Origin of the sequence: Escherichia sp. KS167_9B (genome assembly GCF_030295215.1) — a bacterium.
Taxonomy (GTDB): Bacteria; Pseudomonadota; Gammaproteobacteria; order Enterobacterales; family Enterobacteriaceae; genus Escherichia; species Escherichia coli_F.
The window spans coordinates 3,658,387-3,670,094 of the sequence record NZ_AP025754.1 but is presented as its reverse complement, the minus strand read 5'-3'; the positions used below and the strand labels follow the sequence as shown (position 1 = coordinate 3,670,094).

Sequence of the window (11,708 nt, the reverse complement as noted above, 5' to 3'; positions counted from 1 at the left end):
GCGATTATTTTCGCTGGCAGACACCCGTAGGCCGGATAAGGCGGGCACTCGCGCCGAATCCGGCATGATATAAGGCGCACCGGGTTAACACATTTGCCCGATGCGCAAGCTTATCGGGCCTACAGACAGGGAAAGCCGTGATTATTTTCGCTGGCAGACACCCGTAGGCCGGATAAGGCGCTCGCGCCGCATCCGGCATGATATAAGGCGCACCGGGTCAACACATATGCCCGATGCGCCAGCTTATCGGGCCTACAGACAGGGAAAGTCGCGATTATTTTCGCTGGCAGACACCCGTAGGCCGGATAAGGCGGGCACTCGCGCCGCATCCGGCATGAAATAAGGCGCATTGGGTTAACACATTTGCCCTATGCGCCATCTTATCGGGTCTTCAGGGAAAGTCGCGATTACTTGCGCTGGCAGACACCCGTAGGCCGGATAAGGAGTTTTACGCCGCATCCGGCAAGTTACAACAAATAACCTTTAACCATGCTTTTTGATGTTTTTCAGCAATACCCTGCGGCGATGCCCATACTGGCAACCGTAGGAGGATTGATCATCGGCAGTTTTTTGAATGTGGTGATTTGGCGTTATCCCATCATGATTCGCCAACAAATGGCGGAGTTTCACGGTGAAATGCCGAGTGCGCAGTCAAAAATAAGCCTTGCGCTACCGCGTTCGCACTGTCCGCATTGTCAGCAGACCATCCGCGTTCGTGACAATATTCCGCTGCTCTCCTGGTTGATGCTCAAAGGGCGCTGCCGTGATTGTCAGGCGAAAATCAGCAAGCGTTATCCGCTGGTGGAGTTATTGACGGCACTCGCTTTTTTGCTGGCGAGTCTGGTCTGGCCGGAAAGTGGATGGGGGCTGGCGGTGATGATATTATCCGCCTGGCTTATTGCCGCGAGCATCATCGACCTTGATAACCAATGGCTGCCCGATGTTTTTACTCAGGGCGTATTGTGGACAGGACTGATTGCGGCATGGGCGCAACAGAGTCCGTTAACGCTACAAGACGCAGTTACCGGCGTCCTGGTGGGATTTATCACTTTTTACTCCCTGCGCTGGATAGCCGGAATAATTCTGCGTAAAGAAGCATTAGGCATGGGCGATGTATTACTCTTCGCCGCGTTAGGTGGCTGGGTGGGCGCGTTGTCGCTGCCCAATGTGGCTTTAATCGCCTCATGCTGCGGCCTGATATATGCCGTTATTACAAAAAGAGGATCAACCACACTGCCTTTTGGACCGTGTTTAAGTCTGGGCGGTATAGCAACACTTTATCTACAGGTATTGTTTTAATGATAACCCCGTCATTATCAAAGTGACATTTTAACTCTTATTAATAACCTTAGAGATTATTTACCATGTCGATAAAACAGATGCCAGGGAGGGTATTAATATCGCTATTATTGAGCGCTACAGGATTATTAAGTGGCTGTGCCAGCCATAATGAAAATGCCAGTTTACTGGCGAAAAAACAGGCGCAAAATATCAGCCAAAACCTGCCGATTAAATCTGCGGGTTATACCTTAGTGCTGGCGCAAAGCAGCGGCACGACGGTAAAAATGACCATCATCAGCGAAGCGGGTGCTCAGACCACGCAGACGCCTGACGCCTTTTTAACCAGCTACCAACGACAAATGTGTGCAGACCCAACGGTGAAATTAATGATCACCGAGGGAATTAATTACAGCATAACGATTAATGATACACGTACAGGTAACCAGTATCAGCGGAAACTGGATCGCACTACTTGTGGAATAGTCAAAGCATAACGTCGGGTATATAAATTGGCGCGGGTTGTTTTTCGTGACGCACGAATTTATCTCATTCAATGGCTGACTAAAATTCGTCACACTCTTAACCAGAGACAATCTCTTAATACAAACAAAGAGCATCTTCGCAAAATTGTACGCGCGATGTTCTGGCTGATGCTGCTTATTATTTCTGCAAAAATGGCGTATTCACTCTGGCGCTATTTCTCCTTTTCTGCGGAATATACGGCGGTTTCTCAATGGGTGAATAAACAGCCCCATGCGGATGTAAAAACGTTCGATAAAAAAGATGTGCAATTAATCAGCCAGCAAAACTGGTTTGGTAAATATCAGCGCGTCGCCACACCGGTAAAGCAACCTGAACCTGTAGCAGAAACGCGTCTTAATGTGGTGCTGCGCGGGATCGCCTTTGGTGCCAGACCCGGCGCGGTTATTGAAGAAGGTGGCAAACAGCAGGTCTATTTGCAGGGTGAACGGCTTGGCTCTCACAACGCAGTGATTGAGGAAATCAATCGCGACCATGTGATGCTGCGCTATCAGGGAAAAATAGAGCGGCTCAGTCTGGCAGAAGAGGAGCGTTCCACCGTAGCCGTGACCAACAAAAAAGCCGTCAGTGACGAAGCAAAGCAAGCTATTGCTGAGCCTGCTGCCAGTGCGCCCGTTGAGATCCCGGCTGCCGTGCGTCAGGCACTGGCGAAAGATCCGCAGAAAATTTTTAACTATATCCAGCTTACGCCTGTGCGTAAGGAGGGAATTGTCGGTTATGCAGTGAAGCCGGGGGCAGATCGTTCTCTGTTCGATGCCAGCGGTTTCAGGGAAGGCGATATCGCCATTGCGCTCAATCAGCAGGATTTCACTGATCCACGAGCAATGATTGCTCTGATGCGGCAGTTACCTTCAATGGATTCCATTCAACTTACGGTTTTACGCAAGGGTGCGCGCCACGACATTTCCATCGCGCTGCGCTAACCGCATTTAATCCAGGAGAATCATTCATCGTGTTTTGGCGTGATATTACGTTGTCGGTCTGGCGTAAGAAGACAACTGACCTCAAAACAAAAAAGCGTTTACTGCCGCTGGTGCTGGCAGCGGCATTATGCAGTTCACCGGTCTGGGCGGAAGAAGCCACTTTCACCGCTAATTTTAAAGATACAGACCTGAAATCGTTCATCGAAACCGTCGGCGCTAACCTTAATAAAACTATCATTATGGGGCCGGGCGTACAGGGGAAAGTGAGTATTCGTACCATGACCCCACTCAATGAACGCCAGTATTACCAGTTATTCCTTAATCTGCTGGAAGCGCAGGGGTATGCCGTCGTACCGATGGAAAACGACGTGCTGAAGGTGGTGAAATCCAGCGCCGCAAAAGTTGAGCCGCTGCCGCTGGTCGGTGAAGGCAGCGACAACTACGCGGGCGATGAAATGGTCACCAAAGTAGTGCCGGTACGTAATGTTTCGGTACGCGAGCTGGCGCCGATCCTGCGCCAGATGATCGATAGCGCTGGCTCAGGCAACGTTGTTAATTACGATCCCTCCAACGTAATTATGCTTACCGGACGCGCCTCCGTCGTGGAGCGCCTGACGGAAGTGATCCAGCGCGTGGATCATGCGGGAAACCGCACCGAAGAGGTGATCCCGCTGGATAACGCCTCGGCCTCGGAAATTGCCCGCGTGCTGGAAAGCCTGACCAAAAACAGCGGCGAGAACCAGCCTGCGACGCTGAAATCTCAAATTGTCGCCGACGAACGCACCAACAGCGTGATTGTCAGTGGTGACCCTGCCACGCGAGACAAAATGCGCCGCCTGATCCGTCGGCTGGACTCAGAAATGGAGCGCAGCGGCAACAGCCAGGTGTTCTATCTCAAATACAGCAAAGCCGAAGATCTGGTCGATGTGTTGAAACAGGTCAGCGGCACGCTCACAGCGGCTAAAGAAGAGGCGGAAGGCACGGTTGGTAGCGGGCGTGAGGTTGTCTCCATCGCCGCCAGCAAACACAGTAATGCCCTGATTGTCACCGCGCCGCAGGACATCATGCAGTCGCTGCAAAGCGTGATTGAACAACTGGATATTCGCCGTGCTCAGGTGCATGTCGAGGCGTTGATCGTGGAAGTTGCCGAAGGCAGCAATATCAACTTCGGCGTGCAGTGGGCGTCGAAAGATGCCGGATTAATGCAGTTTGCTAACGGTACGCAGATCCCTATCGGTACGCTGGGCGCAGCCATTTCTCAGGCGAAACCGCAGAAAGGTTCAACGGTGATCAGCGAAAACGGTGCCACCACCATTAACCCGGATACTAACGGCGATCTCTCCACGCTCGCCCAGCTTCTTTCTGGCTTTAGCGGTACGGCGGTTGGCGTGGTGAAAGGCGACTGGATGGCGCTGGTACAGGCGGTTAAAAACGACTCCAGCTCGAACGTTCTCTCCACGCCGAGCATCACTACGCTGGACAACCAGGAAGCCTTCTTCATGGTGGGCCAGGATGTTCCGGTATTAACCGGCTCTACCGTTGGCTCCAATAACAGCAATCCTTTCAATACAGTAGAAAGGAAAAAAGTCGGCATCATGCTGAAAGTCACGCCGCAGATTAACGAAGGAAACGCGGTACAGATGGTGATTGAGCAGGAAGTGTCGAAGGTGGAAGGACAGACCAGCCTCGACGTCGTGTTTGGCGAGCGCAAACTGAAAACCACCGTGCTGGCAAACGATGGTGAGCTGATCGTGCTTGGCGGTCTGATGGACGATCAGGCGGGAGAAAGCGTGGCGAAAGTGCCGCTGCTGGGCGATATCCCGTTGATTGGTAACCTGTTTAAATCGACGGCGGATAAAAAAGAAAAACGTAACCTGATGGTGTTTATCCGCCCGACCATTCTGCGTGATGGTATGGCGGCAGACGGCGTGTCGCAGCGCAAATATAACTATATGCGCGCCGAACAGATCTATCGCGATGAGCAGGGCTTAAGCCTGATGCCGCACACCGCGCAGCCGATATTGCCTGCGCAAAATCAGGCCTTACCGCCAGAAGTTCGCGCGTTCCTTAATGCTGGGAGAACGCGTTAATGGTGCCTGTAGCACAGGAAACCACTGCTAACACCGTGCGTCTGCCCTACAGTTTCAGCCGTCGGTTTAGCCTGGTGGCATGGTGCGAAGCGTCGCTGGAGATCCTCCATGTGCATCCGTTGTCGCTCTCTGTTTTGCAGGAGCTGCAGCGGGGGCTGAACGCGTCTTTTACGCTGCGGCAAATCGACGAGGCCGAATTTGAACAGCGGCTGAATGCGGTCTGGCAACGGGACTCTTCCGAGGCCCGCCAGCTGATGGAAGATCTCGGTTCCGCCGAGGACTTTTTTACCCTCGCTGAAGAACTGCCGGAAACGGAAGATCTGCTGGAAAGTGACGACGATGCGCCAATCATCAAACTGATCAACGCCATGTTGGCAGAGGCGATTAAAGAAGGCGCTTCGGATATCCACATCGAGACATTTGAAAAGAGTCTGGTTATCCGTTTTCGTGTTGACGGCACATTACATGAAATGCTGCGCCCGGGGCGCAAACTGGCCTCGCTGCTGGTATCACGTATTAAGGTGATGGCGCGGCTGGATATCGCCGAAAAGCGCGTACCGCAGGATGGCCGTATTGCGCTGCTGCTGGGTGGTCGGGCGATTGACGTGCGTGTCTCCACTATGCCTTCCGCCTGGGGCGAGCGCGTGGTGCTGCGACTGCTGGACAAAAACCAGGCCCGCCTGACGCTGGAGCGTCTGGGTTTAAGTCAGCAACTGACCGCGCAGCTGCGCCAGCTACTGCACAAACCGCACGGCATCTTTCTGGTGACGGGGCCGACAGGTTCCGGCAAAAGCACCACGCTGTACGCCGGATTGCAGGAGCTGAACAACCACTCGCGCAACATTCTCACGGTTGAAGACCCCATCGAATACATGATTGAAGGGATCGGTCAGACACAGGTTAACACCCGCGTCGGCATGACCTTCGCCCGTGGCCTGCGCGCGATTTTGCGTCAGGACCCAGATGTGGTGATGGTCGGTGAAATCCGCGATACCGAAACCGCAGAAATCGCCGTCCAGGCGTCATTGACCGGACACCTGGTACTTTCCACGCTGCATACCAACACGGCGGTGGGGGCGATCACGCGTTTGCAGGATATGGGCGTTGAGCCTTTCCTGCTCTCTTCCAGCCTGACGGGCGTGATGGCGCAGCGACTTGTTCGCACACTGTGCACCGACTGCCGCCAGCCCGCGCCTGCCACTGATGAAGAAAAACGCCTGCTGGGAATTACCGATGTGCGTACCGTCACGCTGTACCATCCGCAGGGCTGCCCCGCCTGTAATCACAAAGGTTTTCGCGGGCGTACTGCCATCCATGAGCTGATCGTGGTAGACGCCACATTGCGTGATTTGATCCACCGTCAGGCCGGGGAACTGGAGCTGGAACGTTATGTCCGGCAACACTCTGCGGGTATCCGCAGCAACGGCATTGAGAAAGTGCTTGCCGGAGAAACCTCTCTCGATGAAGTGCTGCGGGTAACGATGGAGGCGTAATGGCACTGTTTTACTATCAGGCGTTACAGCGTAATGGTCGCAAAACCAAAGGTATGATTGAGGCGGATTCCGCGCGTCATGCCCGCCAGTTGTTGCGCGGTAAAGAGCTTATCCCCGTACACATTGAAGCCCGGATGAATGCTTCGTCAGGGGGAATGTTGCAGCGTCGGCGACACGCACATCGTCGTGTGGCGGCGGCAGATCTGGCGCTGTTCACTCGCCAACTGGCAACGCTGGTGCAGGCAGCAATGCCGCTGGAAACCTGCTTACAGGCGGTCAGTGAGCAAAGTGAAAAACTGCATGTAAAAAGCCTCGGAATGGCGCTACGCAGCCGGATTCAGGAAGGTTACACCCTGTCGGACAGCCTGCGCGAACATCCCCGCGTCTTTGACTCCCTGTTTTGTTCGATGGTGGCTGCCGGAGAAAAATCCGGGCATCTCGACGTGGTGCTCAATCGCCTGGCGGATTACACCGAACAGCGACAGCGCCTGAAATCACGCCTGCTGCAGGCCATGCTCTATCCGCTGGTACTGCTGGTGGTGGCAACGGGCGTGGTCACTATTTTGCTGACGGCGGTGGTGCCGAAAATTATCGAACAGTTTGATCATCTCGGACACGCGCTGCCTGCCTCCACCCGCGCTCTTATCGCTATGAGCGACGCGTTGCAGACCAGCGGCGTTTACTGGCTGGCGGGTCTGCTGGGGCTTCTGGTGCTGGGGCAACGACTACTCAAAAATCCTGCGATGCGCCTGCGCTGGGATAAAACCTTGCTGCGTCTTCCCGTGACGGGGCGTGTTGCGCGCGGACTGAATACGGCGCGCTTTTCCCGCACCTTAAGCATCCTCACCGCCAGCAGTGTTCCGCTACTGGAAGGCATTCAGACCGCCGCCGCCGTGTCGGCAAATCGCTATGTCGAGCAACAACTGCTGCTGGCGGCAGATCGCGTCCGCGAAGGAAGCAGTCTACGCGCTGCGCTAGCGGAATTGCGCCTGTTCCCGCCGATGATGCTGTACATGATCGCCTCCGGCGAACAGAGCGGTGAACTGGAAACCATGCTTGAACAGGCCGCAGTCAACCAGGAACGGGAATTTGATACCCAGGTGGGGCTGGCGTTGGGGCTGTTTGAGCCGGCGCTGGTGGTGATGATGGCGGGCGTGGTGCTGTTTATCGTCATCGCCATCCTCGAACCGATGCTGCAACTGAACAATATGGTTGGAATGTAATTTACGGAGTTATCACATGAATTCGTTATCCCGCACACAAAAACCACGGGCAGGTTTTACCCTGCTGGAAGTGATGGTGGTGATTGTTATTCTTGGCGTCCTGGCAAGTCTGGTGGTGCCTAACCTGTTGGGCAACAAAGAGAAAGCAGATCGGCAAAAAGCCATCAGCGATATCGTGGCGCTGGAGAACGCGCTGGATATGTATCGACTGGATAACGGGCGTTATCCGACTACCGAACAGGGACTGGAGGCGTTGATCCAGCAACCAGCCAATATGGCGGACGCCCGCAACTACCGTACCGGTGGATACATTAAACGACTGCCAAAGGATCCGTGGGGCAATGATTATCAGTATCTCAGCCCGGGTGAAAAAGGGCTGTTTGATGTTTATACCCTGGGGGCAGATGGTCAGGAAAACGGGGAAGGCGCTGGCGCAGATATCGGTAACTGGAATTTGCAGGAGTTTCAGTAATCAGTGCCTGGACGCGGATTCACTCTTCTGGAAATCATGCTGGTGATTTTCCTTATCGGCCTTGCCAGTGCGGGCGTGGTGCAGACTTTTGCGACCGATTCTGAACCGCCTGCGAAAAAAGCAGCGCAGGATTTTCTGACTCGCTTTGCGCAGTTTAAGGACAGGGCAGTGATCGAAGGGCAAACACTCGGTGTGCTAATCGACCCGCCTGGTTATCAGTTTATGCAGCGTCGTCACGGGCAGTGGTTGCCTGTTTCTGCGACCCGGTTATCGGCACAGGTTACGGTGCCGAAACAGGTGCAGATGCTGTTACAACCCGGAAGTGATATCTGGCAGAAGGAGTATGCGCTGGAGCTGCAACGTCGTCGCCTGACGCTGCACGATATTGAACTGGAGCTGCAAAAAGAGGCGAAAAAGAAGACGCCGCAGATCCGTTTTTCGCCTTTTGAACCCGCCACGCCGTTTACGCTGCGCTTCTACTCGGCGGCGCAAAACGCATGTTGGGCGGTAAAGCTGGCGCACGATGGCGCGTTATCCCTCAATCAATGTGATGAGAGGATGCCATGAAGCGCGGATTTACCTTGCTGGAAGTGATGATCGCACTGGCGATTTTTGCGCTGGCTGCCACGGCGGTGTTACAGATTGCCAGCGGTGCGCTGAGTAATCAGCAAATCCTTGAGGAAAAAACGGTAGCGGGCTGGGTAGCTGAAAACCAGACCGCACTGCTCTACCTGATGACCCGCGAACAACGGGCGGTCAGGCACCAGGGCGAGAGCGATATGGCAGGAAGCCGCTGGTTCTGGCGAACCACACCACTGAATACCGGTAATGCGCTGCTCCAGGCGGTGGATATTGAAGTCAGTCTTCATGAAGACTTTTCGTCAGTGATTCAGTCACGACGCGCCTGGTTTAGCGCCGTGGGAGGCCAACAGTGAAAAGGACTCGCGCTGGTTTCACGTTACTGGAAATGCTGGTGGCAATCGCCATTTTTGCCTCACTGGCACTGATGGCACAGCAGGTGACAAACGGCGTCACACGCGTGAATAGCGCCGTCGCCGGACACGATCAAAAACTGAACCTCATGCAGCAAACGATGAGTTTTCTGACCCACGATCTGACCCAAATGATGCCGCGTCCGGTAAGAGGCGATCAGGGGCAGCGAGAACCTGCGTTACTGGCGGGCGCTGGCGTGCTGGCCTCTGAGAGTGAAGGAATACGCTTTGTACGCGGCGGTGTGGTTAATCCATTGATGCGTCTGCCGCGCAGTAATCTGCTCACCGTCGGTTACCGCATTCATGACGGTTATCTCGAACGGTTAGCCTGGCCGCTGACCGATGCCGCAGGCAGCGTGAAGCCAACAACGCAAAAGTTGATTCCGGCGGATTCACTTCGTTTGCAGTTTTACGACGGCACTCGCTGGCAGGAAATCTGGTCATCAGTGCAGGCGATCCCTGTGGCAGTGCGCATGACTCTGCATTCGCCGCAATGGGGCGAGATTGAACGCATCTGGTTGTTACGCGGGCCGCAATTATCATGATCACTTCACCACCAAAACGCGGAATGGCACTGGTCGTAGTGCTGGTATTGCTGGCGGTCATGATGCTGGTAACCATCACGCTTTCCGGGCGGATGCAGCAACAACTTGGGCGAACGCGCAGCCAGCAGGGGTACCAGCAGGCGCTGTGGTATAGCGCCAGTGCAGAAAGCCTCGCGCTGAGCGCACTCAGTCTGAGCCTGAAAAATGAAAAGCGCGTGCATCTGGCGCAGCCGTGGGCTTCCGGCCCTCGTTTGTTGCCACTGCCGCAGGGGCAAATTGCCGTCACTCTGCGTGACGCTCAGGCCTGCTTTAACCTGAATGCCCTTGCTCAACCAACAACGGCGTCGCGTCCGCTCGCGGTACAACAACTGATTGCCCTGATCTCGCGCCTGGATGTGCCTGCTTATCGGGCCGAACTGATAGCCGAAAGCCTGTGGGAATTTATTGACGAGGACCGCAGCGTGCAGACGCGTCTGGGCCGTGAAGACAGCGAGTATCTCGCCCGCTCGGTACCGTTCTACGCCGCGAATCAACCGCTGGCTGATATCAGCGAGATGCGCGTGGTGCAGGGAATGGACACCGGACTTTATCAAAAACTGAAACCGCTGGTCTGTGCGCTGCCGATGACCAGCCAGCAAATCAACATCAACACCCTGGACGTCACGCAAAGTGTGATTCTTGAGGCGCTGTTTGACCCGTGGTTAAGCCCTGTACAGGCGCGGGCGTTATTACAACAACGTCCGGCGAAGGGCTGGGAAGATGTCGATCAGTTTCTTGCACAGCCGCTACTTGCTGACGTCGATGAGCGTACTAAAAAACAGCTAAAAACCGTCCTGAGCGTGGACAGCAATTACTTCTGGCTGCGTTCAGATATCACCGTGAATGAGATTGAACTGACGATGAACTCGTTAATTGTCCGCATGGGCCCACAACACTTTTCTGTTCTCTGGCATCAGACAGGAGAAAGTGAGTGAGTTCCATGCCTGAGATTTTTTTCCCGCTTTGCGCCGCTGATTCCATCCGTTGGCAGCGTCGTACCGCCGACGTGGAGTGTGGCATCTGGCCTGACGTTGCTGACGAACGTCTCCAGCAATGGCTGCAAACTGATGCGATTCGACTCTACATTCCTGGCGAATGGATCAGCGTCTGGCAGGTTGAACTGCCTGATGTCTCCCGCAAGCAGATACCAACTATTCTGCCTGCCTTACTGGAAGAAGAGCTGAATCAGGATATTGACGAACTGCATTTCGCCGCGTTGAAAATCGACCAACAACAGGCAACCGTGGCGGTGATTCACCAGCAGCATATGCGCAACATTGCGCAGTGGTTGCAGGCAAACGGCATCACCCGCGCTACCGTCGCGCCAGACTGGATGTCCATTCCTTGTGGGTTTATGGCTGGCGATGCGCAACGGGTTATCTGCCGCATCGATGAATGCCGGGGATGGAGCGCCGGGCGGGCGCTGGCTCCGGTCATGTTCCGCGCACAGCTCAATGAGCAGAATTTACCGATTTCACTAACCGTGGTCGGCATTGCACCGGAAGAACTATCTGCATGGGCTGGTGCGGACGCCGAACGCCTGACCGTTACGGCTCTGCCCGCCATTACCATTTATGGCGAACCGGAAGGGAATCTGCTAACAGGGCCGTGGCAGCCTCGGGTCAGCTACCGAAAACAGTGGGCGCGCTGGCGGGTGATGATTCTGCCGATATTGCTGATTCTGGTTGCGCTGGCAGTGGAACGGGGCGTGACGTTATGGAGCATCAGCGAACAGGTGGCGCAAAGCCGCACCCAGGCGGAAAAAAAGTTCTTAACACTGTTCCCGGAGCAGAAGCGGATTGTGAATTTGCGTTCCCAGGTGACGATGGCGCTGAAAAAATATCGCCCGCAGGCCGATGATACCCGGCTGCTCGCTGAGTTGTCAGCGATTGCCAGCACCCTGAAATCAGCGTCACTTTCCGACATCGAAATGCGTGGTTTCACCTTTGATCAAAAACGCCAGACGCTTCACCTCCAGCTACGGGCTGCGAACTTTGCCAGCTTCGACAAACTGCGTAGCGCACTGGCGGCAGATTATGTTGTGCAACAGGACGCGTTACAGAAAGAGGGTGATGCGGTTTCCGGCGGCGTAACGTTGCGGAGGAAATAA

At 54.7% G+C, this 11,708-nt stretch carries 12 protein-coding genes; all 12 read left to right on the top strand.

All coding sequences use genetic code 11. From position 1 onward, the window contains the following. Positions 1-489: 489 nt before the first annotated feature. Positions 490-1,299: a prepilin peptidase PppA gene (gene pppA, locus QUE34_RS18425; RefSeq protein ID WP_001332999.1), complete on the top strand. Its 810-nt coding sequence runs from the start codon at positions 490-492 to the stop codon at positions 1,297-1,299. 65 nt (positions 1,300-1,364) lie between these two features. Then, positions 1,365-1,775 carry a type II secretion system pilot lipoprotein GspS-beta gene (gene gspS2, locus QUE34_RS18420; RefSeq protein WP_001332998.1) on the top strand — a complete coding sequence of 137 codons (411 nt, stop codon included), beginning with the start codon at positions 1,365-1,367 and terminating at the stop codon, positions 1,773-1,775. A 15-nt stretch (positions 1,776-1,790) separates the two neighbouring features. Continuing rightward, positions 1,791-2,744 carry a type II secretion system protein GspC gene (gspC, locus tag QUE34_RS18415; RefSeq protein ID WP_000135097.1) on the top strand — a complete coding sequence of 318 codons (954 nt, stop codon included), beginning with the start codon at positions 1,791-1,793 and terminating at the stop codon, positions 2,742-2,744. A 29-nt stretch (positions 2,745-2,773) separates the two neighbouring features. Continuing rightward, positions 2,774-4,834 (top strand): type II secretion system secretin GspD, encoded by a 2,061-nt coding sequence (gene gspD / locus QUE34_RS18410; RefSeq protein WP_032303780.1) that lies wholly within the window; start codon positions 2,774-2,776, stop codon positions 4,832-4,834. Next, entirely contained in the window at positions 4,834-6,327 is a 1,494-nt protein-coding gene (gspE, locus tag QUE34_RS18405) for a type II secretion system ATPase GspE (protein WP_105268462.1), read from the top strand. The genes gspD and gspE overlap by 1 nt, the downstream gene beginning before the upstream one ends. After that, entirely contained in the window at positions 6,327-7,550 is a 1,224-nt protein-coding gene (gspF, locus tag QUE34_RS18400; RefSeq protein ID WP_001173476.1) for a type II secretion system inner membrane protein GspF, read from the top strand. Before gspE ends, gspF begins: the two co-directional genes overlap by 1 nt. 16 nt (positions 7,551-7,566) lie before the next feature. After that, positions 7,567-8,022, top strand: coding sequence for a type II secretion system major pseudopilin GspG (gene gspG / locus QUE34_RS18395; RefSeq protein ID WP_001087289.1), 456 nt, complete (start codon positions 7,567-7,569; stop codon positions 8,020-8,022). A gap of 3 nt (positions 8,023-8,025) precedes the next feature. Continuing rightward, the gene (gene gspH, locus QUE34_RS18390) at positions 8,026-8,589 is read left to right on the top strand and encodes a type II secretion system minor pseudopilin GspH (protein ID WP_105268461.1); all 564 of its coding nucleotides are present in this window, start codon (positions 8,026-8,028) and stop codon (positions 8,587-8,589) included. Then, positions 8,586-8,957 (top strand): type II secretion system minor pseudopilin GspI, encoded by a 372-nt coding sequence (gspI, locus tag QUE34_RS18385; protein WP_105268460.1) that lies wholly within the window; start codon positions 8,586-8,588, stop codon positions 8,955-8,957. Before gspH ends, gspI begins: the two co-directional genes overlap by 4 nt. Next, a complete protein-coding gene (gene gspJ, locus QUE34_RS18380) occupies positions 8,954-9,559 on the top strand; it encodes a type II secretion system minor pseudopilin GspJ (RefSeq protein WP_105268459.1) in 606 nt (201 codons plus the stop codon). Before gspI ends, gspJ begins: the two co-directional genes overlap by 4 nt. Further along, positions 9,556-10,533 (top strand): type II secretion system minor pseudopilin GspK, encoded by a 978-nt coding sequence (gene gspK, locus QUE34_RS18375; RefSeq protein ID WP_105268458.1) that lies wholly within the window; start codon positions 9,556-9,558, stop codon positions 10,531-10,533. The genes gspJ and gspK overlap by 4 nt, the downstream gene beginning before the upstream one ends. After that, on the top strand, positions 10,530-11,708 hold the full coding sequence (gspL, locus tag QUE34_RS18370) for a type II secretion system protein GspL (protein WP_105268457.1): 1,179 nt from the start codon (positions 10,530-10,532) through the stop codon (positions 11,706-11,708). Before gspK ends, gspL begins: the two co-directional genes overlap by 4 nt.

What these genes read in the sequence shown, in the direction of transcription:
- pppA (WP_001332999.1), top strand. Translation starts at nt 490, where the DNA reads ATGCTTTTTGATGTTTTTCAGCAATACCCTGCGGCGATGCCCATACTG.
- gspS2 (WP_001332998.1), top strand. Translation starts at nt 1,365, where the DNA reads ATGTCGATAAAACAGATGCCAGGGAGGGTATTAATATCGCTATTATTG.
- gspE (WP_105268462.1), top strand. Translation starts at nt 4,834, where the DNA reads ATGGTGCCTGTAGCACAGGAAACCACTGCTAACACCGTGCGTCTGCCC.
- gspF (WP_001173476.1), top strand. Translation starts at nt 6,327, where the DNA reads ATGGCACTGTTTTACTATCAGGCGTTACAGCGTAATGGTCGCAAAACC.
- gspG (WP_001087289.1), top strand. Translation starts at nt 7,567, where the DNA reads ATGAATTCGTTATCCCGCACACAAAAACCACGGGCAGGTTTTACCCTG.
- gspI (WP_105268460.1), top strand. Translation starts at nt 8,586, where the DNA reads ATGAAGCGCGGATTTACCTTGCTGGAAGTGATGATCGCACTGGCGATT.
- gspK (WP_105268458.1), top strand. Translation starts at nt 9,556, where the DNA reads ATGATCACTTCACCACCAAAACGCGGAATGGCACTGGTCGTAGTGCTG.